At 72.9% G+C, this 26783-nt stretch carries 24 protein-coding genes; 17 read left to right on the top strand and 7 right to left on the bottom strand.

Annotated elements, in window-relative coordinates; genetic code table 11:
* Positions 1-323 precede the first annotated feature (323 nt).
* Positions 324-887 carry a hypothetical protein gene (locus AMIR_RS23985; protein ID WP_015803540.1) on the bottom strand — a complete coding sequence of 188 codons (564 nt, stop codon included), beginning with the start codon at positions 885-887 and terminating at the stop codon, positions 324-326.
* 390 nt (positions 888-1277) lie between these two features.
* Positions 1278-2618 (bottom strand): aspartate aminotransferase family protein, encoded by a 1341-nt coding sequence (locus AMIR_RS23980; protein ID WP_015803539.1) that lies wholly within the window; start codon positions 2616-2618, stop codon positions 1278-1280.
* An 85-nt stretch (positions 2619-2703) separates the two neighbouring features.
* On the opposite strand from AMIR_RS23980, the gene AMIR_RS23975 reads away from it, so the two are divergent.
* The gene (locus tag AMIR_RS23975) at positions 2704-3606 is read left to right on the top strand and encodes a LysR family transcriptional regulator (RefSeq protein ID WP_041836985.1); all 903 of its coding nucleotides are present in this window, start codon (positions 2704-2706) and stop codon (positions 3604-3606) included.
* Between the two features lie 21 nt (positions 3607-3627).
* Here the strand turns inward: AMIR_RS23975 and AMIR_RS23970 are convergent, their stop codons facing one another.
* A complete protein-coding gene (locus tag AMIR_RS23970; RefSeq protein ID WP_041836984.1) occupies positions 3628-4314 on the bottom strand; it encodes a GOLPH3/VPS74 family protein in 687 nt (228 codons plus the stop codon).
* Between the two features lie 150 nt (positions 4315-4464).
* On the opposite strand from AMIR_RS23970, the gene AMIR_RS23965 reads away from it, so the two are divergent.
* Entirely contained in the window at positions 4465-5250 is a 786-nt protein-coding gene (locus AMIR_RS23965) for a sugar phosphate isomerase/epimerase family protein (RefSeq protein ID WP_015803536.1), read from the top strand.
* A gap of 120 nt (positions 5251-5370) precedes the next feature.
* On the opposite strand, the gene AMIR_RS23960 is transcribed toward AMIR_RS23965, so the two are convergent.
* Positions 5371-6504, bottom strand: coding sequence for a glycerate kinase (locus AMIR_RS23960; RefSeq protein WP_015803535.1), 1134 nt, complete (start codon positions 6502-6504; stop codon positions 5371-5373).
* A 156-nt stretch (positions 6505-6660) separates the two neighbouring features.
* On the opposite strand from AMIR_RS23960, the gene AMIR_RS23955 reads away from it, so the two are divergent.
* From AMIR_RS23955 to AMIR_RS23945, 3 genes are read left to right on the top strand one after another with little or no spacing between them, the layout of a single operon-like run.
* Complete coding sequence (locus tag AMIR_RS23955) at positions 6661-7563, top strand: DUF6807 domain-containing protein (protein WP_015803534.1); 903 nt, start codon at positions 6661-6663, stop codon at positions 7561-7563.
* The gene (locus tag AMIR_RS23950) at positions 7560-8279 is read left to right on the top strand and encodes a cupin domain-containing protein (protein ID WP_015803533.1); all 720 of its coding nucleotides are present in this window, start codon (positions 7560-7562) and stop codon (positions 8277-8279) included. Before AMIR_RS23955 ends, AMIR_RS23950 begins: the two co-directional genes overlap by 4 nt.
* Complete coding sequence (locus AMIR_RS23945; RefSeq protein ID WP_015803532.1) at positions 8276-9361, top strand: Gfo/Idh/MocA family protein; 1086 nt, start codon at positions 8276-8278, stop codon at positions 9359-9361. The genes AMIR_RS23950 and AMIR_RS23945 overlap by 4 nt, the downstream gene beginning before the upstream one ends.
* A gap of 49 nt (positions 9362-9410) precedes the next feature.
* Here AMIR_RS23945 and AMIR_RS23940 read toward each other — a convergent pair whose 3' ends face one another.
* Positions 9411-10076 carry an Atu4866 domain-containing protein gene (locus AMIR_RS23940; protein ID WP_015803531.1) on the bottom strand — a complete coding sequence of 222 codons (666 nt, stop codon included), beginning with the start codon at positions 10074-10076 and terminating at the stop codon, positions 9411-9413.
* 546 nt (positions 10077-10622) lie between these two features.
* Here AMIR_RS23940 and AMIR_RS43300 point away from each other — a divergent pair.
* The 5 genes from AMIR_RS43300 (at position 10623) to AMIR_RS23915 (ending at position 15391) form a co-directional block, all read left to right on the top strand.
* Entirely contained in the window at positions 10623-12515 is a 1893-nt protein-coding gene (locus AMIR_RS43300; RefSeq protein WP_015803530.1) for a sensor histidine kinase, read from the top strand.
* Positions 12516-12647: 132 nt separating this feature from the next.
* Positions 12648-13067 (top strand): roadblock/LC7 domain-containing protein, encoded by a 420-nt coding sequence (locus AMIR_RS23930; protein ID WP_015803529.1) that lies wholly within the window; start codon positions 12648-12650, stop codon positions 13065-13067.
* Positions 13064-13465: a DUF742 domain-containing protein gene (locus tag AMIR_RS23925; protein WP_015803528.1), complete on the top strand. Its 402-nt coding sequence runs from the start codon at positions 13064-13066 to the stop codon at positions 13463-13465. Before AMIR_RS23930 ends, AMIR_RS23925 begins: the two co-directional genes overlap by 4 nt.
* Entirely contained in the window at positions 13446-14054 is a 609-nt protein-coding gene (locus tag AMIR_RS23920) for a GTP-binding protein (RefSeq protein WP_015803527.1), read from the top strand. Before AMIR_RS23925 ends, AMIR_RS23920 begins: the two co-directional genes overlap by 20 nt.
* Positions 14051-15391: a cytochrome P450 gene (locus AMIR_RS23915; RefSeq protein ID WP_015803526.1), complete on the top strand. Its 1341-nt coding sequence runs from the start codon at positions 14051-14053 to the stop codon at positions 15389-15391. The genes AMIR_RS23920 and AMIR_RS23915 overlap by 4 nt, the downstream gene beginning before the upstream one ends.
* A gap of 294 nt (positions 15392-15685) precedes the next feature.
* Here the strand turns inward: AMIR_RS23915 and AMIR_RS23910 are convergent, their stop codons facing one another.
* On the bottom strand, positions 15686-18889 hold the full coding sequence (locus AMIR_RS23910; RefSeq protein ID WP_015803525.1) for an NACHT domain-containing protein: 3204 nt from the start codon (positions 18887-18889) through the stop codon (positions 15686-15688).
* Between the two features lie 519 nt (positions 18890-19408).
* Here AMIR_RS23910 and AMIR_RS23905 point away from each other — a divergent pair.
* The 7 genes from AMIR_RS23905 (at position 19409) to AMIR_RS39530 (ending at position 26133) form a co-directional block, all read left to right on the top strand.
* On the top strand, positions 19409-19813 hold the full coding sequence (locus AMIR_RS23905) for a hypothetical protein (RefSeq protein ID WP_425358834.1): 405 nt from the start codon (positions 19409-19411) through the stop codon (positions 19811-19813).
* 378 nt (positions 19814-20191) lie between these two features.
* Positions 20192-20851, top strand: coding sequence for a restriction endonuclease (locus AMIR_RS40555; RefSeq protein WP_015803523.1), 660 nt, complete (start codon positions 20192-20194; stop codon positions 20849-20851).
* 73 nt (positions 20852-20924) lie between these two features.
* Positions 20925-21821: an NAD(P)H-binding protein gene (locus tag AMIR_RS23895; RefSeq protein ID WP_015803522.1), complete on the top strand. Its 897-nt coding sequence runs from the start codon at positions 20925-20927 to the stop codon at positions 21819-21821.
* Positions 21822-21916: 95 nt separating this feature from the next.
* Positions 21917-22396: a hypothetical protein gene (locus AMIR_RS23890; RefSeq protein WP_015803521.1), complete on the top strand. Its 480-nt coding sequence runs from the start codon at positions 21917-21919 to the stop codon at positions 22394-22396.
* 101 nt (positions 22397-22497) lie between these two features.
* Complete coding sequence (locus tag AMIR_RS23885) at positions 22498-24855, top strand: MGH1-like glycoside hydrolase domain-containing protein (RefSeq protein WP_015803520.1); 2358 nt, start codon at positions 22498-22500, stop codon at positions 24853-24855.
* A gap of 104 nt (positions 24856-24959) precedes the next feature.
* The gene (locus AMIR_RS42255; protein WP_015803519.1) at positions 24960-25466 is read left to right on the top strand and encodes an MFS transporter; all 507 of its coding nucleotides are present in this window, start codon (positions 24960-24962) and stop codon (positions 25464-25466) included.
* 61 nt (positions 25467-25527) lie between these two features.
* Entirely contained in the window at positions 25528-26133 is a 606-nt protein-coding gene (locus AMIR_RS39530) for a TetR/AcrR family transcriptional regulator (RefSeq protein ID WP_015803518.1), read from the top strand.
* Here AMIR_RS39530 and AMIR_RS23870 read toward each other — a convergent pair.
* Positions 26120-26701: a TetR/AcrR family transcriptional regulator gene (locus AMIR_RS23870; RefSeq protein ID WP_015803517.1), complete on the bottom strand. Its 582-nt coding sequence runs from the start codon at positions 26699-26701 to the stop codon at positions 26120-26122. The two genes, AMIR_RS39530 and AMIR_RS23870, sit on opposite strands and share 14 nt — an antisense overlap.
* Positions 26702-26783 lie beyond the last annotated feature (82 nt).

The raw sequence follows: 26783 nt of genomic DNA, 5'->3' as shown, positions 1-26783 counted from the left end.
GACTGTGCTGACCTGGTCCTGCTCGTGTCAGCTTCCACCCGCGTTGTCATCGCAGCCCGGTGAGGGATCGCTATCGGGTGCACCCGATAGCGATCCGCCTCCGAGGGCGTGCCGGGCAGCGCACTCCCGGGAGTGCCTGTCGTGGAGCGATCGTTCACGCTGGCTGGGTTCAGCGATCACTGCTTCGGCTCCGCGCCGCTGTTCGGCTTCACCCCTCTCGCGCGCTCCCGAAGAGCTGACCGTCCTCGTCGAGGAGGTCGGACTCGGGTGGTGGCGAGGGCGCCCTCGTCACCACGTCGGGTTCGACCCGCTCGGCTCGGTGGTCAGGCCTTCGCGTCGCGCGCCGCCTGCACCTCCCGACGCACCTCCTCACTGAGCTCTTCCATCCGCTGGATCTCCGTGGCCAGGGTCGGGTCCTGGTCGCGGACCGCTTCTTGCGCGGCCAGCAGCGGAGGGAGCAGCTCGGCGGTGTCGTCGTAGGTGATGAGGGCGTGCCGCACCACCATGTCGAACTGCCCGGCCTGGCTGGCCAGACCGCGCAGTTCGATCGAGTTGGTGCGCGCCCACTTGGCCACCGCGCGTTCGCCCGCGCGGCGGTCCCGCTCGGCTCGGACCCGGCCCTCGGCCGTCGAGTCGGGCCCGGCCTCCCGCAGCCGCAGGTAGCGGCGCTCAGCTGCTTGGCGACTGGCCAGACCCAGCGCCAGGGCCAGTTCCGCCCAGCTGATGCCCGCGTCCCGCGCCGCGGCGATGAGCTCCGGCTCCCACTGGGCCAGCTCCTCGCGCAGTTCACGCAGGCTGATCAGGGCGTTCAACACCTTCGTGGCGTCGCCGTCCTCGATCCCGCTGATGACCGCGTCGCGGATCGACTCGTAGTCTCCGGTTCCCATGTCGTCATCGTAATGATGACGGCAATGGGTTGTCAACGGGGTGATGACGTCGTATCGTTGGCGTCAGGACGCGGCGTCGCCGCTGGTTCGAGAGCTGGGAGAGGGGAGGGCGCGGTTGGGAGCAGCGGCCGTTCGGCCGGTTCGCCTTCGGTGGCGAGCGGGTCGCCGTGCTCCTGGGAGGTCCGGTCGGGGGGCTTCTCGGCGGAGCGGCGCGCTGGGCGCGGACGCGGGTGGGCCAGGCCGGTCGGGTCGGCAGGGCTCCGCGCGCACCGGGCTCGGCGTGGTGGCGAACCCGGTGCGGCCGGCGGGCGCGGTCGGCGGCCCCGTGGAGGGTGGTGCTGGGCCGTGCGGTGAGCTGGATCGCGCGGGGGTTGAGCGGGGGACTGCGGGCTAGGCGGACTTGCCCTTGGTCACGTCGGTCAGCGCCTGGTCCAGGATCTCCAGGCCTAGGGCCAGCTCGTCCTCGGTCGCGGTGAGCGGCGGGGCGATCCGGAAGACGCCGCCCATGCCGGGCAGCTGCACGATGTTCATGTGCAGGCCCAGTGCCAGGCAACGGCGGGTGACCGCGGCGCCCAGTTCGTCCGAGGCCTGCTTGGTGGTTCGGTCGGCCACCAGTTCCAGGCCGACCAGGAGGCCTCGGCCTCGGATGTCGCCGACCACCTCGTGCTCGGTCGCGAGGCGGTCGAGGCCGGTGCGGAGCTGGTCGCCGAGCTTGGTCGCGCGGGTGGCCAGGTCGTCGCGCTCGAGCACGTCCAGCACGGTGTTGCCCACGGCTGCGACCAGCGGGTCGGAGACGTGGGTGGTGAAGAACAGGTAGCCGCGTTCGTGGGCGCGCTCCTCGATCTCGGCGCTGGTGATCACCGCGGCCAGCGGTAGGCCCGCGCCCAGGGTCTTGGAGAGCGTCAGGACGTCGGGGACGATCCCGTCGCGCTCGAACGCGTACCAGGTGCCCGTGCGGCACAGGCCGGTCTGGGCCTCGTCGAGGATCAGGAGCATGTCGCGCTCGCGGCACTTCTCCTGGAGGGCGGCGAAGTAGCCGGGTGGTGGTTCCAGGACGCCGCCCGACGACAGGATCGGTTCGACCAGGCAGGCCGCGAGGCTGCCGGTGGACTGGGCGTCGATCAGGTCGAAGCCGAAGTCCAGCTGGCGGCGCCAGTCCAGGGTTCCGTCCGGGGTGGTGAAGTCCGGGCGGTAGGTGTTCGGGGAGGGGAGGGCGAAGTTGCCGGGAGCCGTGGGGCCGTAGCCCTTGCGGCCCGCGCTGTAGGTGGCGCCTGCGGCGCCCTGGGTCATGCCGTGCCACGAGCGGGCGAACGAGACGATCTCGTGCTTGCCCGTGGCGAGCTTGGCCAGGCGCAGGGCGGCCTCGTTGGACTCCGCGCCGGTGGTCAGCAGCTGGACCTTCTGCAGCGGGTCCGGGAGGGTGTTCGCGAGGCGGCGGGCGAGGTCGACCACCGGTCGGCTGAGCATCCCGCTGAACAGGTGGTCCAGCGTGCCGACCTGTCGGCGGACCGTCTCGACCACCTCGGGGTGGGAGTGGCCGAGGATGGCGCTCATCTGGCCGGACGTGAAGTCCAGGATGCGGCGGCCGTCCTCGGTGCGCAGGAAGCTGCCCTCGGCGCTGCTGATGATCTCCGGGGTGAACGTGCCGCCGTAGCGGACCAGGTGGCGGTCCACGTCCGACCAGAAGGCGGGGGCCGACGAGTCGTTCGAATCGCTGTGCGCAGTGGCCATGACCTGAAGCTACGACCGGGCGAGCATCGGGTCCATCTCATGATTTCGACTGTCCTGTTCGGTGTGGCCGAACAAGAATGGAGGTGTGCTGAACCCGTGGCGGCTGCGGCTGCTGAGCCAGCTGGAGACCCTGGGGACCGTGCGCGCGGTCGCTGAGGCTGCTTCGCTGAGCGCGTCGACCGTGTCCCAGCAGCTGTCGGTGCTGGAGGCCGAGACGCGCACCCGGTTGCTGGAGCGGACCGGGCGGCGGGTGCGGTTGACGTCGGCCGGGCAGCTGCTGGCGCGGCGGGCGCGGGAGATCCTCGACCACATGGACACCGTGGAGGCCGAGCTGCTCGGGCTCGGTGGGGAACCCGCCGGGCTCGTGCGGGTGGGCACGTTCCAGAGCGGGATCCACACCCTCGCGGTGCCCGCTGTGCTCCAGCTGGCGCGCTCGCACCCGCACCTCCAGGTCGAGCTGCTGGAGCTGGAGCCGCACGAGAGCCTGCGCGCGCTGCGGGTGGGGGACGCTGATCTGGTCATCACGACGGCGGACTTCGTCGAGGTCCCGCTCGGGCCTGATCTGGACGTGGTGCCGCTGGCGGTCGATCCGGTGGTGCTCGTCCTGCCGCAGCACCGGGGTGCGCGGGGGCCGGTGGATCTCGCGGCGTTCGCGGATGAGCCGTGGGCGCTGGACGTGCCGGGGTCCTACATGGCGAACCTGACGACGCGGTTGTGCCGTCAGGCCGGGTTCGAGCCTCGGGTGGTGTGCCGGTTCAGCAACTACCTGATGACGCTCCAGCACGTCGAGGCCGGGTTGTCGGTGGCGCTGCTGCCCGCGCTGGCGGTGGACGAGCGGTACCGGCTGGTTCGGCGTGAGCTGGTGCCGGAGGTGACGCGCACGATCACCGCGGTGGTGCGCAGGGGTGCTCGGCGGCCGGCCGGGGTCGAGCTGGTGCTGGAGACCTTGCGCCGGTTGCCCACGCCGCCGGGGATTTCCCGGCCGTAGCGGCGGGGGTGGGGGCGTGGGTCAGCTGGTGGCTACTACCGCGGTGGTGGCAGCTACCGCTGCTGCGGCTACCGCGCCTGCGGTGGCGGTGGCGACTGCCAGGGTCACGGCTGAGGCGGCCCAGTTGCCCGCTTCGATGTGCTTGGCGCGGTGGGCGACCTTCGACGACCAGGGAAGGGGTGGGCGCAGGGCGGGGAGGGTGCCGCTCGCGGAGAGCAGGGCGATCAGGGCTCCGGTTCGGGGGTCTGCGGGCTGGTCGTCCTCCAGGGTGGCGCGGATCTTGGTGCGCAGGTCCGCCTCGTGCGCCGGGGCGTTGCTCGGGAGGCGCGTGGTGCGGAACAGGCCGAGGACTCGCTTGTTCTCGGTGCGGATCAGGTCGCGCTCGATCAGGCGGTTGATCACCGGCTTGTAGAGGCCCGCGCCGATCTCCAGCAGGACCGACTGGGCTCGCCTGGTCCGCTGGGCGATCTGCTCGTGCGCGGTGCGCAGGAGGGGGTCTTCCAGGTCCTGGGGACCGGTGGCGATGACCTTGGGGCCACCGAGGCCCTCGGTGCCCTCGATGATCTCGACCCGGTCGCGCAGCGCCAGTTCGACCAGCAGTGCGCCGCCGAGGGAGTAGTGCATGGTGCCTGCGCCGGCCATGGTGCCGGTCTCGTCGTCCAGCAGCAGGAGCATCAGGTCTTCGACGATCAGCGGGGTGGGTTCCACGACGTGCCTTTCCGCGGGTGTGTGCGGGGTTGTGGAGACCATGGAAAACCATGCCCCTGCGGCACACTCAAGGGGTCGGCGCGATTTGGTGGTCGTTCGGGTGAGTGCGTGTGGTGCGTGCGGTGAGTCTGGGTGGGCGGGGGTGTGGTGGTGAGCGGGTGGCGGTTCGCGGTCAGCACGTTGGGGGCGCCCGGGGTTCCGGTTCGGGAGAGCGCGCGGGTGGCGGCTGAGCACGGGTGTCACGGGCTGGAGGTTCGGGTTCACCCGGATGAGGAAGTTCGGGTGGGGATCACGGCTGCTCGGGCCGCTCGGGTGCGGGAGGAGGTTGCGGCGGCCGGGGTGGAGATCGCTTGTCTTGCCGGGTACGTGCGGGTTTGCGCGCCCGGTGGGGCGGTGGTTGACGAGTTGTGGCGGTTGGTGGAGTTGGCCGGGGTGCTGGGGGCGCCTGCGGTTCGGGTTTTTCCCGGTGGGGGTGATGGGGGTGTGAGGGGGGATGAGGTTGCCGTCGAGCGGATCGGGGCGGTGTTGCCGGAGTTGAGGGACGCCGGGGTTCGGTTGTTGGTGGAGACGCACGATTCGCACGCCACCGGGGAGGCGGCGTTGCGGTTGGTCGAACCGTTGGGGGAGCCGGGAGTCGCTGCGGTGTTGTGGGACGCGGTGCACCCCTGGCGGAGTGGGGAGTCGCCTGAGCGGACCCGTGCCGTGCTGGGGGAGTACCTGGGGTACTTCCAGGTCAAGGACGTTGAGGCCGGTGGGCCTACGCCGGTTCCGCCTGGGGCTGGGGTGGTTCCGCTCGGGGAGTGCGGGCGGGTGCTGGGGGACTGGTCCGGCTGGGTTTCGCTGGAGTGGGAGCGGGCCTGGTATCCGGGGATCGAGCCGTTGGAGGTGCCGTTGCGGGCCGCTGCCGAGTGGTTCGAGGTGTGGCGGCCTCGGTGACGGGCGCGGTTGGACGGTGACGGGCACGGCTGGATGGTGACGGGCACGGCTGGACGGTGCGGGGGAAGGCGGTCGGACGGTGAGGGGGAAGTGGCTGAGGGGGAGTTGGGGGCGAGGAGGTTAGAGGGGGAAGGTCTTGGCGATGTGTTCGCCCAGGCGTTCCAGCAGGGGGGCGGCTTCGGTGTGGCAGCGGGAGAGGTCGGGTTCCAGGTCGGTCAGGGTGAAGGCTGTGGTGAAGCCTGCTCTGGTCAGCTCGGTGGGGGTCAGGGTGCAGCTTCCGGCTACCGCTACCACTGGTGCGCCTGCTGCTCGGGCTGCTGCCGCTACGCCTGCGGGGGCTTTGCCGTGCAGGGTTTGGTGGTCGACCCGGCCTTCGCCTGCGATCACCAGACGGGCGCCTTGCAGCGCGGTGGGCAGGTTGGTCAGGTCCAGGACCAGGGTGATGCCTGAGCGCATCCGTGCACCGCACGCCAGGAGCGCGAAACCTGTTCCGCCTGCCGCGCCTGCTCCGGGTAGGTCGCGCGCGGAGCGGGTTGTTGCCTGCTCCAGGAGGTCTGCCCAGCGGGTCAGGGAGGTGTTGAGCTCGGTTACGAGGGCGGGGTCCGCGCCTTTTTGGGGGCCGTAGATCGCTGCTGCGCCTTGTGGGCCCAGTAGGGGGTTGTCCACGTCGCAGGCGACTTCGACGTCCGCGTCGCGCAGGGCGGGGTGCAGGGTGGAGAGGTCCAGGGAGTGGACCTCGTGCAGGGGGGAAGTGGTGCCGTCCAGGGGGGTGCCGTGGCGGTCCAGGAGGCGTGCGCCCAGGGCGATCAGCATTCCTGCGCCGCCGTCCGTGGTGGCGCTGCCGCCCAGGCCCACGACGATTCTGCGGTGGCCCGCGTTCAAGGCTGCCGCGATCAGGCGGCCGGCGCCCAGGGTTGTTGCTGCTCGGGCGCGGGCTGGGGTTAGTGGCACGTCCGCTATTCCGGCCAGACCTGAGGACTCGGCCAATTCTATCGCGGCGGTGCTTGAGCGGGTGGCGTAGCGGGTGGTCAGAGGGCGGCCCAGTGCGTCTGTCGACGGCGTGGGGACCTCGGTGAAACCTGCGCCCAGGAGGGCGTCCAGGGTTCCTTCGCCGCCGTCCGCCACCGGGTGCTCGACCACGTGCGCGCCCGTGCGGCGCAGGCCCCGTGCGAGTGCTGCCGTGGCCGCGCGGGCGGTCAGCGAGCCCTTGAAGGAGTCCAGTGCCACGACCACGTGGTTGCGCTGCGGGTCCACCTCGCCAATGGGAAGTGGTGCCGCCGGGGTTGTCAAGTGGGCCGCAGGCGCTGGTGGGTGAGGGTTGACGGGGTGCGGGGTGGGGGCGTTAGGCTCGGAAAGCGCTTTCCGGCACGAGGCGCGTTCGGCGCGCCACCGAGGAGAGGTGGTGGGCGCGTGAGCGGGTTCGCGCTGCGGCACGACGTTGGGGCCGCGGTCGGGTTTCTCGCCGGGGGTGTTGAGCTCGCCCGGTACGAGTACACGCCCGGCACGCCGCGGCGGGAGTCGCCCAAGCCGTTCCTGCACCCCGTGCGCACCCGCTCCGGACGGCTGGTGAGTCTGTTCCGGCCGCACGACCACGTGTGGCACAAGGGGATCGCCTGGTCGTTGCCGCACGTCGGTGAGCACAACTTCTGGGGTGGTCCGACGTACCTGCGCGGCCGGGGGTACGCGCAGCTCGACAACAACGGCGCGCAGGTCCACCGGCGGGTCACCGGGCTCGGGGCGCATGGGGACGGTGTCCGGTTCGCGCACGAGCTGGACTGGGTGGCGCAGGACGGGCGGGCCGTGCTCACCGAGTCGCGGGTGCTCACCGCCGTTCCGCTGGGCGACTCGGCCTGGGGGCTGACCTTTGACACCACCATGACCAACACCTCCGGGGCCGCTTTGGTGTTCGGCTCGCCCACCACCAACGGGCGGGACAACGCCGGGTACGGCGGGTTGTTCTGGCGTGGGCCGCGCTCGTTCACCGGGGGCGTCGTGATCACGTCGGACGGGGTGGGTGGGGACGAGCTGCGGGGGTGGCGCGGTGAGTGGATGGCGTTCTGCGGCAGGCACGACGGGGACGACGCCGAGTCGCTGGTGCTCGCCGTCGACCACGTGGGCAACCCGCACCACCCGCCGCGCTGGTTCACCCGGTCGGCGAACTTCGCCTGCCTGAACCCGGCTCCGTTCTTCAGCGAGGAGTTCGTGGTGGGGGACGGGGAGAGCGCGCGGTTCCGGTACGGGGTGGGGATCGCGGACGGTGGCGCGGACGGTGCGGTGGCGCTCGCGGAGGCGGTGCGCGGGGTGCTCGGGTGAGCTTCCCCGGTGGAACTTCGCTGTCCTACCTGGACGTCTACTCCGACGTGGCCCCGGACGGCTTGGCCGGGGGCAGTCCGCACGTGCACCTGGTGGCCAGCGAGTGCTACACCGTGGTCGCGGGTGCGGGCGAGTTGCACACCGCCGGGCCCGGTGGGGTCGAGGTGACGCCGTTGCGGGCCGGGGTCGTGGTCTGGTTCGAGCCGGGGGTCGTGCACCGGGCGGTCAACCTCGGTGGGCTGCGGGTTGTCGTGATCATGAGCGACGCTGGGCTGCCTGAGGCCGGGGACGCGGTCATGACCTTCCCGCCGCACGTGCTCGCCGATCCGGAGCGGTACCGGGCTGCGGCCGTGCTGCCCGAGCACGGGCGTGCTGCCGCCGCTGCCAGGCGGCGGGACCTGGCGGTTGCGGGGTTCCTGCCCATTCGGGACGCGGCGCGCGACGGTGATCCGGGGCCGTTGCGGGACTTCCACGCCGCCGCTGCCGCGCTGGTCGAGGAGCGTGCCGCCGGGTGGGTGGACGTCGTGCGCGACGGGCCGCTCCGGCAGGCCGAGCGGTCGCTGGGGCGGGCGCGGGACCTGGCTGCTGGAACCGCCTCGCACCTGGACCGCGCGACCGTGCGGCGCGCGAGTGGACCGCAGGAGCCGGGGTTCGGCATGTGCGGCCTGCTGCGCCCGATCGACACCCGGTCCGAACCTCGTGAGGAGCAGCCGTGACCCGCACCTGCGCCATCGTCGGCACCGGGGCCATCGCCGACGTGCACGCCCGGTCCCTCGCCGAGCTGGGGGACCGCGTCCGGCTGGTCGGCGTGGTCGACCTGCTGCCCGAGCGGGCCGCCGGGTTCGCCGCGCGCTGGGGCATCCCCGCGCACCCTGACCTGGCCGCGCTGCTCGACGCGCGCCGCCCCGACCTCGTCCACCTGTGCACCCCGCCCGGCAGCCACCTGCCGCTCGCGCTGGAGGTGCTGCGGGCGGGCGCCATCCCGGTGGTGGAGAAGCCGCCGGTGCTGTCGCTGGCCGAGTTCGACGAGCTGCGCCGCGCCGAGGCCCGGACCGGGCGGCCGGTGGTGACGGTGTTCCAGCACCGGTTCGGCTCCGGCGCGGTCCGGTTGCGCGAGCTGGTCGCGCGGGGCGCGCTCGGCAGGCCGCTGCTGGCCGCCGCGCACACCCTGTGGTTCCGCGACGACGACTACTTCGCGGTGCCGTGGCGCGGGAAGTGGGAGGTCGAGGGCGGAGGGCCGACGATGGGGCACGGCATCCACCAGTTCGACCTGCTGCTGTCGGTGCTGGGGCGGTGGAGCGAGGTCACCGCCGTCGCGGCGCGGCAGGCCAGGCCGACCGACACCGAGGACGTGTCGGCGGCGATCGTGCGGTTCGAGTCCGGTGCGGTCGCGACGGTCGTGAACTCGGTGGTGTCGCCCCGGCAGACCAGTCAGCTGCGGTTCGACTTCGAGCTGGCCACCGTCGAGCTGGAGCACCTGTACGGGTACTCGGACGCGAACTGGCGGGTGACGGCCGCACCCGGTGCGCCCGACCTCGCGGAGGTGTGGGCCGGTGGGCCCGTCGACACGCCGAGCGGGCACACCGCGCAGTTCACCGCGCTGCTGGACGCCCTGGACGGAGGTGGGCGTCCGCCGGTGGACAGCGAGGACACCCGGTCGACGGTGGAGCTGATCGCCGCGATCTACGCGTCCGCGTTCACCGGGGCGGTGGTGCGGCGGGGGGAGATCGGGGAGGGGCATCCGTTCCACGCGGACATGACCGGTGGTCGGGCGCCCTGGCCGCGCCGGGAGCGGTGAGGCGGGGCAAGGGGGGAGCGGGAGACGGGCGTGGGCTGGGGGCCGCGGGTCAGCGGCGGAACGTGAAGTGGGCGTGGTGGAGGACGTCGTCCCGGAAGGTGCCGTAGGCCCAGAAGCCCAGGTCGTCGCGGTAGGCGATGTGGTCGTGCGTCAGCCAGAACGCGCCCTGGTAGGCGTCCTGGACGCCGTTGCGCGCCTCGGTGTAGCGGCCGTCCGGGGTCAGCTCCTGCACCACGTCCTGGGTCTTGTCGGTCCACGTGCCCAGGCGCGGGCCCGACTCGGCGTGGACCGGCGTCGTCGTGCTCGTGGGTGCTGGGAGCAGCCTGCGGCCTGCCAGGAACCCGAACTCGCCCTCCACGACCACGGCCGCCGCGCGGCGTGGCCACCAGATCACCGACTCCAGCTCGGCCCCGCCCCGCACCAGCGCGAACGTGGCCGGGTTGCCCCTGGTGAGGGGGTGCAGGCGGTGCTCGTGGCGGCCGGGCAGGTCGATGCCGTCGACCGCGGCGGGCACGATCACCAGGCCCGAGCAGTCGACCACGTGCGCGCCGGGGTGCGCGTCGACGTCGACGCCGGTGATCGTGCCGCCCTCCACGAGCAGGCCGCCGGTGACGGCGCCGAGCGACGGGTCGAGCGTGTGCGTGGTGGCGCCGGTGAACAGCAGCGGGGTTCCGGAGCGGGCGTGGACGGGCAGGTCCGGGGTCAGGGTGGCCATGGCTCCAGTCAACGGGCGGAGCGCCGGGGCAGGGAGGGTGCGTCGCTCCCTGGTTCCGAGGGCGCGGGCGGGTTCGGGGGCTCGTGCGCGCGGGGAACGTTCGGGGCACAAACGACGCGATCGCGTCGGGGTTACGGCTTCCCGGGGAAATATTTGAATCATTTTGCGAGAGCTGGCGCACATTAGCGGTCGGGCTTTCCGGAAACGCGGCGAATGTCCGGAGCGGGGCGGGAGGTGGGGCGTAACGCTGTTCCGGTTGACCCGAAAGGACTACACATGTTCGTGAAACCTGCTCGCGTTTACCTGGGACTTCCGGCCCGATTGAGCTGAACGGTCTAAGTTGAGCCGGGCAAGTGTTACGCCAAGTGGGCTAGCGCGCAGGAATGTTCACCGGAAAGGCTTGACGCTCCAATTACGAATAGCGATGCTGACGGCGCTCCGCGAACGAGCGGTAAATCGAACGCCTGAACCGTCGGGGCCGGACCGGGGGCGCGTCATCGGACCGCACCTGTCGCCAGCACCTCCGCCACCACGAGGAACCTGATCATGGCACCACGCACACCGGCCCCTCCGCACGGTGCGCGACGGCCCTCGCCGTCGTCCGCGCTCGTCGTGCTCGCGATCGCGTTGATCAGCGGCGCGGCCGTGGTCGTCCTGGTCGTCGCGCTCACCGCGCCGCAGAGCGCGACGCTCGTGGCCTGGTTCGGCGGGAGCGCGGCGCTGCTGTTCGCCTGCGCGCTCGCCGCGTTCTCCCACCAGCGCTCGGTGGCCGCCGCCAACGCCGCGCACGCCGACGCCGTGCTGGCCGAGGCCACCGACCTCGTCGACCGGCTCACCCCCGACGTGGTGGGCAGGCTCCGGGGCGGCGCCTCGGCGGAGAGCGCGCTCGCCCAGGTCGAGCAGCCGGAGAACGCCGACCACCGGCGGCTGCTGCGCGTCCTCGCCGAGGAGATCGGGCACGGCGAGCGGATGCGCGCGGCCACCATGGCCGCCTGCGCCAACGCGGCGGGCCGGGTGCAGGCGCTCACCACCTCCATGCTCGCCGACCTGCGCGAGATGGAGGAGCAGCACGGCGAGGACGTGCTCGGCGACCTGCTCAAGCTCGACCACAGCACCGCGCAGGCCGGTCGGCTCGCGGACAGCATCGCGGTCCTCACCGGCGCGCGCTCCGGCCGCCGCTGGACCAAGCCGATCGTCATGGAGAGCGTGCTGCGCGGCGCCATCGGCCGGGTCAGCGCCTACCAGCGGGTGCGCACCCACTCGGTCAGCTCCGTCGCCGTCGTCGGGTACGCCGCCGAGGGCGTCATGCACGCGCTCGCCGAGCTGATCGACAACGCCACCAGCTTCTCGCCGCCCTCCGAGCAGGTGCACGTGTACGTGGAGGAGGTGCACGCGGGCGTCGTCGTCACCATCGAGGACGGTGGCCTGGTCATGGGCGACCTGGCGCTGCGCCGCGCCGAGCAGGCGGTGTCCGCGCAGGCGCTCGACCTGACCGCGCTGTCCGGCACCCGGCTCGGGCTGGCCGTCGTCGGCGCGCTGGCCCGCAAGCACGGGCTGCGAGTGTCGTTCCGGCCGTCCTCGCGGGGTGGGACCGGCGTCGTGGTCATGATCCCCCGGACGCTGATCACCGAGGCCCGCAAGACCCCGGCCGCGTCCCGGCGGCGTGTGGAGCGCGAGCCCGCGCTGGCCGCCGCGCCCGCTGCCCTGCCCGCTGCCCTGCCCGCCGCGCCGGAGCGCTCGGCGGACCGCTCGTCCGACGGCCCGCCGGAGCCGCCCGCCCCGCGCCGCCGCAGGCCCCCGGCCGAGTCGGCCGACCGGTTCGACCCGACGGCCTGGGAGTCCCGCAGGTTCGAGACGCCCCAGCGGTTCGAGGCGTCCTGGCGACCGGCGGAGCCGCCCGAGGACGAGCGGGCCGACGACGACCGCTACGGCTCGCGCTCGGGCGACATCCGCCCGGCCGAGCTGACCAGCCTGATCGGTTCCGGCGGGCAGTTCGAGCCCGCGCAGCTGCTCGGCACCGGTGAGCGGTTCACCCCGCCCGCGCTCGACCCGCGCGACCCCGGCCAGCGCGACCCGGATCTGCGCGACCCGGACCCGCGTGACCTCGGCCAGCGCGACCTGGACCAGCGCCCGGACCACCACGACCCCGAACCGCCCCACCCCGAGGCCCGCTGGTCGCACGACGCCGTCGCGTCTGCCAGGGAGGACGACGTCGACCCGGTCGCGGAGGAGGACGCCGTGCCCGAGGAGCCGACCGCCCCGCCCGTGCTGCCCCGGCGCAAGCGCGGCAGCACGCTCGCCCCGGCCTCCGACCGCCCGGCCCGTCCCGCCGCGAAGCCCGCCGGGGCCGCGAGGCCGGACCTCGGCTCCCGGTTCGGCGCCTTCCGGGACGCCAGCCGGGGCAAGCGCCCCGCCGACGACCCGCTCTGGCCGTCCTGACCCCCTGGCCGTCCTGACCCCCTGTCCAGGACGACCCCCGCGCAAGCGACAAGCACGCACCACCCCGCACAGAGAGGAGGCAGGAGCGCGGACCCGAGGCGGCACGCCCGGTCCGAGGCTCCCGAGGCCATGATGAACACCACCGAACGCGACCTCGTCTGGCTGCTGGAGAACCTGCTGCAGCGCACCCCCGGCGCGCGCCACGCGCTCGTGCTCTCCAAGGACGGGCTCAAGCTCTCCCGCTCCGCCCGGCTCACCGTCGACCAGGCCGACCAGCTCGCCGCCATCGCCTCCGGGATGCAGAGCCTGGCCTACGGCGCGTCGATCGAGTTCGGCGACGGGACGGGCGGCGTGCGCACGTCGATGACCGAGTTCCACGGCGGCCTGCTGTTCATCGTCGAGGCCGGCCAGGGCGCGCACCTGGCCGTCGTCGCCGGTGAGGACGCCGACGCGGGCCAGGTCGGCCACAACATGAGCGAGCTGGTCGAGCAGCTCGGCGAGCACATGAGCACACCGCCGCGCCAGGCCCCGCGCCCCGCCGGCCCGGCATGACGCGCCGCGCCCTCGACGGGGAGAACCCGGACCGGCTCTACACGGTCACCGGCGGGCGCAGCCGTGCCGACGCGACCGACCTGGACATCGTCACGCTCATCGTCACCGAGAGCGCCTCGACGGGCGGGACGCAGTCGGAGCACGTCCGGATCCTGCGGCTGTGCAGGCGGCCCACGGCCGTCGTGGAGATCTCCGCGCACCTGCGCCTGCCGGTCAGCATCGTGCGCATCCTGCTGCAGGACCTCCTCGACGTGGGCGCGGTCACCGCCCGCCACCCCGCCGTCGCCGCGCCCGAGGGGCAGCGGGCCGCGTCCCTGCCCCACCAGTCCCGCCGCCACCCCGTCCTGCCCGATCCCGAACTGCTGAAGCAGGTGCTCGTTGGACTCCACAACCTCTGAGGCCCCCGCCACGCGGGCGCCGCTGCGCAGCACCGCCCACACCGGTCTGAAGATCGTGGTCGTCGGCGGGTTCGGCGTCGGCAAGACGACGATGGTGCGCTCGGTCAGCGAGATCCGGCCGCTCAGCACCGAGGAGACCATGACGCAGGCCGGGGTCGGCGTCGACGACGCCACCGGTGTGCGCGACAAGTCCACGACGACGGTGGCCTTCGACTTCGGCCGGATCAGCCTCAACGACGAGCTGGTGCTGTACGTGTTCGGCGCGCCGGGCCAGGAGCGGTTCTGGTTCCTGTGGGACCAGCTGTTCGCGGGCGCGCTCGGCGCGGTCGTGCTGGTGGACACCCGCAGGCTCGCCGACTCCTGGTACGCCATCGACCGGCTGGAGCACCACGGCACGCCGTTCGTGGTGGCGCGCAACGACTTCGGCGGCCACCAGCACTCGCTGGAGGAGATCCGGGACGCGCTGGACCTCGCGCCGGACGTGCCGCTGCTGGACTGCGACGCCCGCGACCGGCACTCCAGCAAGCAGGTCCTGATCTCCCTCGTCCAGCACCTCCACGCCCTCACGACCTCGGGGGAGCCCGCGTGACCGACCCGGCAGAGCACAGAGCGCGGCGCGGCGGGTTCGCGCCGCGGCAGCAGTCGCTGGCGCCGCAGCCGCAGCACGTCCAGCAGCACGTCCAGGCGCAGGGCCAGCCGCCGCCCGGCTGCCCGGCGCACGCCAGGTCGGCCATCACGCTGGAGGGCGTGCGGTTCCGCGAGCGCCCCGCCGAGGTGTACCGCGAGCTGCGCGCCCTGCACGGCCCGGTCGCCGAGGTGCGGCTGGAGGGCGACGTCCCGGCGTGGCTGGTCATGGGCTACCGGGAGCTGCACCACGTGCTGGTCAACGACCAGCTGTTCGCCAGGGACTCGCGGCGCTGGAACCAGTGGGACCGCATCCCGCCGGACTGGCCGCTGCTGCCGTTCATCGGCCACCAGAAGTCGATCATGTTCGCGGAGGGGGAGGAGCACCGCAGGCTGTCCGCCGTGTTCAGCGACGTCATCGGCGCGGTGGACCAGTTCGAGCTGAACGCGCAGGTCGAGCAGATCGCGGACCGGCTGATCGACGTGTTCGCGGTGACCGGCCAGGCGGACCTGAAGACCCAGTTCGCCGACCGCATCCCGGCGCTGGTCATCGCGCGGCTGTTCGGCATGTCCGACGAGGAGGCGGCCGGGTTCACCGCCGACCTCATGGAGTCGATCACCGGCGGCCCCGGCGCGCTCGCGGCGTTCGGCCGGACCGAGGACCGGTTGCGCGAGATCGCCCGCGACCGCGCCGCCGCGCCCGGCCACGACGTCGTGTCGTGGATGGCCGCGCACCACGCCGACCTCACCGAGGACGAGCTGGTCGCGAACCTGGTGGTGCTCATCGCCGCCTCGCACGTGCCGACGTCGACCTGGATCAGCAACACCCTGCGGCTGCTGCTGACCGACTCGCGGTTCGCGGTCACCCTGTCCGGCGGCAGGCGCAGCGTCCCGCAGGCGCTCAACGAGGTGCTGTGGGACGAGACGCCGATGCAGAACTTCGCGGGCCGCTGGGCCACCCGCGCCACGCTGCTGGGCGGGCAGCGCATCGAGGCCGGGGACATGATCGTCCTCGGGCTGGCGGCGGCGAACGCCGACCCGCAGGTGCGCCCCGCCTTCGGCGACGAGGGGCTGGGCAACCAGGCGCAGATGTCGTTCTCGCACGGGGAGCACCGCTGCCCGTACCCGGCGCCGCAGGTCGCGGAGATCATCGTGCGCGCGGCGGTCGAGGTGCTGCTGGACCGGCTGCCGGACGCGGTGCTGACCGTCGAGCAGGACGAGCTGCGCTGGCAGCAGTCCGTGTGGGTGCGCGCCCTGGTGTCGCTGCCGGTGGAGTTCACGCCCTCGCACGTGGCGGGGTGAGGCTTCGCGCGGGCGCCCGGCACGGGGGCGGGGCGCCCGCGCGGGGGACGCGGTTCCGGGTGACCGGCCGGGACCGCGGGACCGGGGGTGGCCGCGCCGCCACCCCGGACGCGGTCCCCGCGGGCGCCCCCGCGGGGACCGCCGGACCGCCCGGTTCGGGGACCGGGGGCGCGGGCGGGACGCGTGGTGGGGGTGTGGAGCGCCCAGGGGCCACCACGCGACCGCCCGCGCCGAGGGGGCGGGGAGCCGAACGAGGCTCCCCGCCCGCCTGCTCCCACCGGGTGCTGTGAGGAGTCAGGCGCGTGCGAGCACGATCGTCTCGTTGCGCTTGCGCGTTCCCTCGTGGTGCTGCTCCATCAGCGTGATCCCAGCGGCGATCTCCAGGAAGGACTTGCTCAGCACTCCCCTGCGCTCCACGCCTGTCTCGGCGGCGAGCAGCAGTGCGGAGAACCTGATCAACGAAGCGGGTCCTCGGTCCACCGGCTGCTCATAGCGGAGAATCGGGACCGCCAAGTCCTGCAGTGCCGAAGAGGCTTTGAGAGCCCAGGGCAGGAAGTTCTCGACGTCCTCCGACTGGCTGAAGGCGACCAGCGCTGTGTGGGTCAGATCCATCCTGTCGGCGAGGGTGTCCGGTGGTGCGACCACGAAGTCGTCACTGCCTGCTGCGAGGAGAACCAGGTCTTCCGCCAGTCTCGTCATCCAAGGCTCTCTGACCGCGCCGCCTACCAGTGCTCTGTTCATGATCGATTTCAGGGCTCTTCCGGTGAACTGCTCGGAGACGTCTGGTCGGACGCCGTTCTCGGCTGTGGTGAGCGTCCTCGTGAACTCGGGGCTCAGCTCTCCGGCCAACTCCTTCGCGAGTCGACGTCCGTGCTGGAGGTGCTTGACACGACTCGCCCTGGGGGACTGGATGATGGCGTTGAGCACTCCGAGGATCGTGTCGAGCGCGGGCTCCAGCCCTAGGGAAGTGATCAACTCCCGCTCACCCTCAAGGTTCTGGGTCAGCTCCCGAGGGCCTGAAGAGAGCTCCCTTCTGCGGTTGGACAACTTGACGTCGACATCGCTCTGCCTCAAGCGGGTGTTCGACTCGGCGGCTTTCTTGATCCTGTTCTGCATCAGGTCCAGCCCCAGTGAGGCCTGCTCCGCTCTCCGGAAGGCGAGCAAGAGTGCCAAGCGGACGAGATCCGGTGCGTGGTCCAGGACATCCGCCTTCGTCCGCTCGAGCAGCACCTCGGTCCTCAGGTGGTAGGGGTGCTCCCCACCGGGGGGTGGAAGCAAGCCGAAAGCGTTCTGCTCCTTGCGCCTGAACCAGACACTGTAATCGGAGGTGGCTCCCCTACGCGTGCTTCGCGCGGAGGTGATGGCGTGGTCGGCGACCTCGTCCTCCTCGACCAGTCGGAACGTCTTGTTCTCCGTGAACACCGTGTTCAGCCATCTCGTGAACGCGAGCGCGTCCTCCAGTCGAACACCCAGCACCGCTTCCTCGCCGCCCGACTCGACGTTCGACAGCCGGTACGCGTCGTGGTCCTGCTGTCCTCGCTGGTAGAGCCAGTAGATCCGGTTCGTGATCGGGCTCGGGCAGACGTAGCTCTCGGTGCTGGTCCTGACGAGTTCCCCGAGGTGCCGTCCCGCAAGAACACCTGCTGCCAGCAGACATTGATCGCTGCTGGCGCCCGGTTCGTGAGCCGACTCAAGGAAAGCGTTCATCCGGTCGACCAGTTCCGGTGCCAGTTCGCTGTCCTGGTCGGCGCAGTCGAACGCCAGCAGCAGGGCGGCGGTGCTGCCGCGGTCCAGACAGGCCCGGACGATGGCGTCGGCGTCGGACTTCGCCGCATAGAGCAGGGTGGTCTCCCGCCACCACGAGGAGCCCACATGGTTGGCAAGCTCTTTCACGAGGCCTTTGTCCCGGATGTGCTCCGCTGCCAGGTACTCCTGAAAGGTCAGGTGCGCGAAGGCGTAGAGGCCGTTCTCGCTCTCCACGATCAACCCGTTAGAGGTGACGTCCGCGAGGAAGCCTTCCGCCGTCACGTCCCGTGACATTCGCTGCATGCCCGGTTTGATCTGAGCCAGCACCTCCACCCGGCTCATGCTCGGCGCGTCGTTCTTCATCATCCGGTAGGCGAGGCCACGCAGCAGCGCTGCTTTCTTCTGGCCGCTCATCTCCACTGCCAGCTTCTTCGCCTCCTGCCTGCGCCACAGCATGACCTCGCAGATCTCGCCGTACAGGTCGACACGGCTGCCGGGGAGCGCGCCCCGGAAGCGGTGGACGTTGACGATCATGGTGAGCAGCAGCGGGTTGACGGTCAGGGCGCGGAGGTTGACGTTCTGGTTGAGCCGTTCGAGCAGGTCGGAGGCCTTAGTCTTGACGACGTGCTCCAGGTCGCTCGTGTCGGAGGAGGACCGGCGCTCGATCGTCCGGTACCAGCTGTGGACGAACTTCTCGATCTGCCCGTCGGTGAACTGCTGGACCGCGAGCACTGTCGCGTTCTCGATCTTGGCGCTCTTGTAGCCGTCGGGACGCGAGGTGATGACGAAGTGATTTTTGTAGTACACGCTGATCTGCAGTGCGACCCAGGCGGAGACCGCCCGCCTGTCGTCCTGCCTCGCCACCTCGTCCAACCCGTCGAGCAGCACGACGCACTGGCCGGATTTGAGCCTCCGCTCGAACCAGCTGTCCGAGGCGGTGAGTCCTGCGCGCTTCAACTGCTTGTGGAGCAGGGTGAAGACCGGGACCTCTGGATTCGCTGCGATCGTCTCGGCGTGGTCCCTCAGGTAGAGCAGGAGCGGCACGCTTCGGCGTTTTCTCTTACCCCTGGTCGACTTGCAGATGTCCCTAGCAGCTTTCCTCAGCAGGGTCGTCTTGCCGCTGCCCGGCGCGCCCGTGACCGCCAGCACCTCTGGCTGTTCCTTGTCGAGGAAGTCGTCGAGCACGTGGCCCTCTTCCAAGGTGTCGGGGTCCAGACCCCCTACCAGTCCGGTGGCGACCCGCTGAGGGGCTTGGTACTCCAAGGTCACGTTGACGAACACGTCGTCCAGTTCCGGGCGGAGGAAACCGGTGGTCGGGGGTCCCTCCTCCACCATCGTGCGAAGGCTGCGGAGCATGAAGGCGCGGTACTGCGCGCCGAACCGGACCATGCCGCTGGTGATGGTCCGCCTCGTCCAGTCGGTGATCCGCTCTTGCAGCACCTGCCCTAGCGCGCCCAGCAGGCCACTGGCGAACACGGCAGCCTCCACCAGGAAGAACACCGCCAGCGCCCACCAGGGGCTCCCCGACAGCAGGACCAGCAGCGCCGGGACGACGCCGATGATCGGCGGACCGACGCGCACCGGGGTGACGCGCTCACCGTCGTTCGGGGGATTCGTCCGCCAAGCCCACCCGATGGCCAGCAGCGCTGTGGGGACGACGGCGATGATCGCCGATACCCAGCTCAAGCCCTCCAGGACGTTGCGAGCCGGGTGGTTCTCCTCGGGTAACCACGTCAGCAAGCCGAACTTCATCACCGCCCATGCTGCGGAGGCGCACACGGTCAAGAACAAAGCGGTACGCCACCGGCGGTCCCCCAAAGCAGTCTCCTGACTCTTCAGTGCGCCTTGTGGGCCCGGCGCTCCCCCTCGGACTGTCGTCTGAGCGAATGCGTGCGCTACAGCGCTAGGGCGGTACGCCCACCGGAGAACGGGTGCCAATCGGGCCGCTCCGCTCTCTCCTGCCCGCGCCTGCTCCCGCCGGGGGCGCGGGGTGACAGGGGGTTCCGCCCTTCTGCGGGCTGGGGTCAAGTAGGGGGTTGGTCATATTGACGACGGCCGTTCGGATTGCTATGTGCGGCTGATCCGGTGAACTTCGGGGTGGCCCGGCCATTCGGGTGGTGGATTTTTCCCCGTTCCCGAGTTCCCCGCCCGGAGGTGTTCCGGAGGGTGGGCTTCGGCATTTCCGGGAACGTCGGTGCGGTGAACCGAAGCGCGCTCGGAAAAATTCTGGGCTGGTCGCCGCCTTCAGCGGATGATGGGTTCAGGGCGCGGGTGGAGAGGGACGCCGACGAGCGTTCGCCCCGTGCGCGGGACCCCTCGACGACGCGGGCGCCCGCCTCGGCCGGTCCGCCCGCGACGCGCGACGCCGCCGAGCCCGACCACACCCCGAGCCGGGAGGCCACCATGCCCGCGACCACGAACAGCGAACTGGACCGAGCGCTCGGCGAGCTGCGCCGCTGCATCAGCACCTTGCGGTCCCACCACGGCGACAACGTCACGATCCGCAGGCTGGCCAACGGCGTGGAGCGGCTGGAGATCGACGCGGCCGAGCTGCCCGCGCGGGGCCGTCCGGTCGCGGGCGAGGTCGTCTACGTGCCGGACACCCCCTACGACCCCGCGCTGTGGCGCGACGTGGACGACGAGGGCATCGGCGGGCACCGGCGCGGCGACCGCTGATCGTCGGGCCCCTTCCCGCGGCCGTCGGCGGGAATTCGCCTCGGCGTTCCCAGCGGTTCGGGTGGGCGTTCCCCGTGACGTTCGGAGAAGGCTTCGGCCAAGGGGAGTCGGACTGCGTCCCGGCATTCCGACAATGGTGGGATCGGGGGCGCGCCACGATTCCCGGCGCGCCCCCGATCCCGTTCCCGGCCCTGCGGGTTCCCGATCGCCCGTCGGATCCGCTTGCTCCGTTCGGTCTAGCTCGAACTGCGCTGCGCGGGTAGAGCTGGAGGGGACAGTGGATCTTGCCGTCGCGCGGCGGGGACCGGGTCGGGTCACCCGACCGGCCCTGTCGCGCGGCGCGCGCGGTCCAGCAGCCTGGGCGCCGGGAGGGGGACCATGGCGGGCAACAAGCGGAAGCGGGCGCGTGGCGGCAAGGGGAAGAAGAAGGGCACGGCGCGGAACTGGCTCCTGGCGGCCATCGCGGTCGTCGTGTTCCTCGTCGTGCGGTTCGTGCAGGAGAACCCCGTGCTGTCGGCGTGGATCGGGGCGCTGCTGCTCGCGCTCCTGATCACCGCGGGCGTGGTGGCGCTGAAGGTGCGGCGGGCCAGGAGGCGGGAGCAGGCCGAGCGGGACCGGCTCATCGAGTTCACCGACGGCATGGGCGGCGTCGAGTTCGAGCAGTGGACCGCGCGGCTGCTGGAGCGGTCCGGGTTCCTGGACGTGGAGGTCGTCGGCGGGGCCGGGGACGCGGGCGCGGACGTGCTCGCGGAGGCCCCGGACGGCGGGCTGCTCGTGGTGCAGTGCAAGCGGTACGGGCCCGGCAACAAGGTCGGGTCCGAAGCGGTGCAGCGCTTCGCGGGCACCGCGCGGGCCTACCACGGGGCCGACTACGCCGTGCTGGTCACCACGTCCACGTTCACCGCGCCCGCCCGCGACGTCGCCGGGCGCGTCGGCATCGTGCTGGTCGACCGGGTCGCGCTGGCCGAGTGGGCGCGCACCGCGATCGCCCCCGACGAGCTGACGGCCGTGCCCAGCGAGGAGCCGCTGGCGGGCTGAGGCGCGGGCGCCTGTCGAGACGACCGCGCAGGGGTGCGGTGCCGTCCGCGCCCCGGTGCGCCACGATCGGGTCATGCGGATCGCGGTCATCGGGGCGAGCGGGCTCATCGGGCAGCACATCGGCGCGGAACTGGTGGCGCGCGGCCACCGGGTCACCTCGGTCGCCAGGACCCCGCGCGAGGGGGTCGACCACGCGCTCGACGTCGAGACCACCGGCGTCGACCGCTGGACCGGGCTGCTGGACGGCCACGACGGGTACGTGTTCGCGGCGGGCAGCGACGACCGCGCCACCCCGCGCAGACCCGCCTACCCGCACTTCCGGCGCGGCAACGTCGAACCGGTCGCCGCGCTGTCCGAGGCGGCGGCGCGGGCGGGCGCGGGCGCGGCCGTGGTCCTCGGCTCGTACTACACCCACTTCCACCGCGCGCACCCCGAGTGGGAGCTGGCGGGCAGGCACCCCTACATCCGCAGCCGCGTCGAGCAGGCCCGCGCGGCCAGGCGCTCGGGGCTGCCGGTGACCGTGCTGGAGCTGCCGTTCGTGTTCGGCCGGGCAGGCGCGCGGCTGCCGAACTGGGCGCCCGCGCTGGCGTCCTGGGCCCGCTCCCGCGTGCCGCTGGCCGCGCCGCCCGGCGGGACGGCCGCCACGACCGCGCGGCGCGTCGCCGAGGAGGCCGCGACGGCGCTGGAGGAGCGGGCCGACCGGGACACCCCGGTGGCCGACGAGAACCTGACCTGGGCGGAGCTGCTCGCCAGGACGGCCGAGGCGGTCGGCGCGCCCGCCCGGACCCGCAGGCTGCCCGCGGCGCTGGTGCGGGGCGCGCTGGTCGCGGGCGGCGCGCTGGCGGCGGTCTCGGGGCGGGAACCCGGCCTGCACCTGCCGGGGCTGGGGGACCTGCTGCTGCGCGAGCTGTTCGTACACCCGGCCACCGGGTCGGTGCAGCGGGCGCTGGAGGAGACCTTCGCGCGGTGACGGGGGCGCGGTGACGAGGGCGCGGTGACGGGGTGGCGCGGTGATCCTCCCCGTCCACGTGGTTTGCCCCGGTCCACCGGGGTTATCCGCCCCGCATGGGAACCGCGACGACGCGCGGCGCGGGCGCCTCCGCGCTGCGCACCTACCTCAACGACCACCTGGCCGGGCTCGTCGGCGCAGCCGAGCTGGGCAAGCGGGCCGCCTCCGCCAACCCCGAGCTGACCGCGCTGGCCGAGGACCTGGAGCGGGACCGGGACGCCCTGGTGCGGATCATGACCAGGCTCCGCGTCCCGGTGCGCCGCCACAAGGTCGCGGGCGCGTGGCTGGCGGAGAAGGCGGGCCGCGCCAAGCTCAACGGCCGCCTGCTCTCCCGCTCGCCGCTCAGCGACGTGGTCGAGCTGGACGGGCTGCTCACGGCCCTGTCCACGAAGTCGGCGCTGTGGCGGTCGCTGCGCGCGCTCAAGGGCAGGCTGGGCGTGGACGAGACCGAGCTGGAGGAGCTGCTGCACCGCGCGGGCGAGCAGGTCCTCGACGTCGAGCGCAGGCGGGTGGAGGCGGTCGTCCGGGTGCTGTGACCCGCTGTCCACCGGACAGGAACCGTGACCGCGCCCGTCGCCTGCCGCTATGAATGCGGTAGGCGACGGCGCCGCGCGGCGCCGGTGACGACGGGGGCCCCATGCGACTGCGCACCGCCGTGCTCGTGGCGCTCACCGCGACGGCCGTCCTGACCCCGCTCCCGGCCTCGGCCGCGCCCGCCGCGCCGTGGTACCCGCCGGTCGGTCCGGGCACCTCGGTGCTGGATCACCGGGCGAAGCTCGCCGGAGCGGTGGAACCGCAGTGGTACGAGGCGAACATCCCGTTCGTCGACCTGCCCGACCGGGAGATCGAGTCCACCTACTACTACCGGTGGCGCACCTTCAAGGAAGCGCTGAAGTACACCGGCCCGGACGACGGCTGGATCGTGTCGGAGTTCCTCGGCCCGGTCGGCTACTCCGCGCCCGGCGGCGGGATCGCGGCGGCGGCCGGGCACCACGTCTACGAGGGCCGCTGGCTGCGCGACCACCGCTACCTGGACGACTACCTCGACTACTGGCTGCGCGGCGGTGGCGCGGGACCCAAGCCCGCCACCGAGTTCCTCAACCCCAACACCACCGACTGGGCGCACCAGTACTCGTTCTGGGCCGCCGACGCGGTCCTGGCCCGCGCGTCGGTGGACGGGCGGCTGGAGCGGGCCGTGGCGCTGCTGCCCGAGCTGGAGCGCCAGTGGGCCGGGTGGGACGCGCAGAAGGACCGGGGGACGGGGCTGTACTGGCAGACCCCGGTGTGGGACGCCATGGAGCACACGGCGAGCTCGTACCAGAGCGACGACCCCTACCACGGCGGCGAGGGCTTCCGGCCCACGCTCAACGCCTACCAGTACGGGGACGCCAAGGCGATCGCCGCGCTGCTGCGGGTGCGCGGCGACCGCGCCGCCGCCGAGCGCTACGAGCGCGAGGCGAACGCCTTGAAAGACGCGCTGCGGCAACGCTTGTGGGACCGCGAGGACGGCTTCTACAAGCACGTCATGCGCGACGGCAACCCCGGTCGCGCGCCGCTGGCCGACCGCGAGCAGATCGGGTTCGTCCCCTGGTACTTCGGGATGCCCCCGGCCGAGCACTCGTCCGCGTGGGCGCAGCTGACCGACCGGGCGGGCTTCGCCGCCGACTTCGGCCCGACCACCGTGGAGCGCCGCAGCCCGTGGTACCTGCACGACGCGGAGAGGGGCTGCTGCCGCTGGTCCGGCCCGAGCTGGCCGTTCGCCACCAGCCAGACCCTCACCGCGCTGGCCACCCTGCTCGTGGACTACCCGGCGCAGTCCTTCGTGGACAGAGGTGACTACTACGACGTGCTGCGCGGCTACGCGCTGACCCAGCGCAAGGGCGGGCAGCCGTACGTGGCCGAGGCGCACCACCCCGACCAGGACCGCTGGCTCTACGACGGCCGGGGGCACAGCGAGGACTACAACCACTCCACGTTCACCGACCTCGTGCTCTCCGGACTGCTCGGAATCCGCCCCCAGCAAGGGGATTCGGTGCGGATCGCCCCGCTGGTCCCGGACGGCTGGGACCACTTCGCGGCGGAGAACGTGCCGTACCACGGCCGGAACCTGACCGTGCTGTGGGACCGGGACGGCAGCGCCTACGGCAGGGGCGCCGGGCTGCGGGTGTTCGTCGACGGCGTGCAGGCGCACGCGCAGCGCGACCTGGGCCCGGTGCGCGTCCCGCTGCGGCGCGGCGCTCCCGCCGAGCTGCCGGGCCTGGTGGACGACCTGGCGAACCCGTCCGGGACGGGCTTCCCCGCCGCCACCGCCTCGCACACCTGGCACGCCGACAGCCCCGCCGACGCGATCGACGGCCAGGACTTCCACCTGGACGTCCCGTCGACCCGCTGGACCTCGTACGGCAGCCCCGACCGCGCCGACTGGCTGGCGGTCGACCTCGGCGCGGCGACGGTGGTGTCGGACGTGCGGATCTCGTTCTACGACGACGGCGGGGGAGTGCGCACGCCCGACGCGTTCGCCCTGGAGCGGCGGGACGCCTCCGGCGCGTGGGTGGAGATACCCGGCCAGCGCCGGACGCCGGCCGTGCCGGAACGCGGGCGGGTCAACCGGGTCGTGGTCGACCCGCCGGTGCGGGTGGACGCGCTGCGGCTGCGCGCCACCAGGTCCGACGGCGGCGCGGTGGGCGTGACGGCCTGGCAGTCCTGGCGGCGGGAGGACGACCGGGTCTCCGCCGCGCTGCCCGGCCTGCGGGACGGGGTGGTCCCGGTGCGGGCGGGCGCCGCGACGGAGGTGGGCGCGACCGTGCGCGGTCCGGCGCGACCGGAGCTGCTGGCCCCGGCGGGTTGGGCGGTCTCGCCGCTGCCGCGCCGCCGGGCGAGTTCCGCTGGCGGGTGGGCGCGCGGTTCGGCGAGCCCGCGCCCGAGCTGGTGGCGGACGGCGGGCTCACCGCGAGCGCGTCCCGCCAGTCGCCGGCGGTGCTGGTCGCCCCGGTGACCGCGCCCTCGGGCGAGGTGGCGGTGGTGCTGGGACCGGGGGAGTTCGCCGGGCCACCCCGGGGTCGATCCTCGGGAAACCGCGCCCGACCCGAGGACACCTCCATGGCAACCACCGGAACCGCCCGTCCCGGCGCGGCCGTCGTGGTCACCGCGATCGCGCTGGGCGTGGACGTGTTCCTGTACAGCAGCCTCGTCCCCCTGCTGCCCGGCTTACCCGCCGTGCGCGACTCGCCGCTGCTCGCGCTCACCGCGACCGGCGCGGCGGCGATCGCGTTCCTGGAGCCCGTGCTGCTGCCGCACCTGCGCGACCTGGGCCTCGGCGCCGCGGCCACCGGACTGGTGTTCGCGGGCGCCGCGCTGGCGGGCGGGCTCGGCGCGCCCGTCGCCGGGGTCCTCGCGGACCGGCTGGGCGCGCGCGGGGTCGCCGCGCTCGGGGTGGCCCTGACCGCCGCCGGGTTCGCGCTCAGCGGGCAGCGCTCGGACCTCGCGGTCGCCGGCCTGGTCCTGGTGGGCCTCGGCGCGCAGTTCGTCCTCGCGCCCACGCCCACGCTCGCGCTGGTCGCCCTCCTGCGCGCCCGCCGCCCGCGACCCGCCCGGACGAGCGGCTGACCTGCGCCAAGCGGGCGCGCGGCCGGTCCGGGGCGGTGCGCCGGGCCGCTACGATCACGCCATGCGGAAGGCCCCCGAGGACGTCGCCCTCACCCGAGCAGGACTGCTGTCGGCCGCGCTGAGCGCGTTCGCCGAGAACGGGTACGCCACGTCCACGCTGGCCGACATCAGCGCCAGGGCCGGGCTGACCCGAGGCGCGGCCTACCACCACTTCACCAACAAGGCCGACCTCTACGCGACCGCCGTGGGGGAGCGGTGGGCGGAGATCGGGCAGGGCCTGTGGAGGCCGCTGCGCGAGCCGGGCGACCCGGTCGAGCGGGTGCGCTCGTTCCTGATCGGGCTGCACTTCTCGCTGGAGCACGACGAGCGCTTCCGGCAGCTCCTGGAGGTCATCGGGCGCAACGACCGGCTCCCGGACGACCACGGGTTCGACGTGAAGCGCGAGGCCCTCGACCAGCTGCTCGGCCTGTGCGCCGCGCTGTTCGAGGAGGCCGAGGGGGACGGGCTGCTGCGCGCCGAGGTCGAGCCGGAGGGGGCCGCCGCGATGCTCGTGGCGCACGTCCTCGGCGCGGTCACCATGCACGCCTTCGGCGCGGCCCGCGCGGTCCGGCTCGTGCTCGGGCCCGCCGGGGACACGCTGGTGGAGGCCCTGTTCACCCGTCGCTGACCGGGGCTTCCGCGACCGCCGCGTCGATCATCGCCAGCAGGTCCGCCAGCAGTCGGGCGCGCACCTCGTCCGACGGCGGGGCCACCCACAGCGGCGGCCCGCCGACGCCGTCGGCCGCCGCGACCACCAGCACCCTGGTCGCCTGCGGCACGCCGTCCGCCTCCAGCTCGCGCTGCCAGCGCCGGTCGTCCTCCTCCGCCATCCGCACCGCCGCCGGGACCGTGCTGAGCTGCGCGAACAGCCGGAACCGCTCGCGCGCGTCCTCGCCGTCGAACGGCGCCAGGCTCGCCCGCACGTAGGCGCGGGTCAGCCTGCCCGGCCCGTGGTCGTCCGGGTCGACCTCGTGCTCGACCAGCTCCCGCCAGCCGTCCACCTCCTCCGCGACCAGGGCCACGTGCAGCGCCTCCTTGCTGGGGAAGTGGTAGATCAGGCCGCCCTTGGACACCCCCGCGCGCTGGGCGATCGTGTCCAGGCTGGTCCTGATGCCCTCGCGGCAGATCTCCCGCGCCGCCGCGTCCAGCACCAGGCGACGGGTGTCCTCAGGGGACCGTCCGGTCGTGCGACCCATGCCTTGCCTCCGCCTCCGAATTTCCGCCCCAGGACCGCTGCCTCCGGACCGCTGCCCCCGAGTGGTGGCCCCAGTCTCCCGC

The organism is Actinosynnema mirum DSM 43827, assembly GCF_000023245.1.
Taxonomy (GTDB): Bacteria; Actinomycetota; Actinomycetes; order Mycobacteriales; family Pseudonocardiaceae; genus Actinosynnema; species Actinosynnema mirum.
Note: the sequence above shows the minus strand (reverse complement) of the source record. Positions and strands in the feature narration are given on the sequence as shown.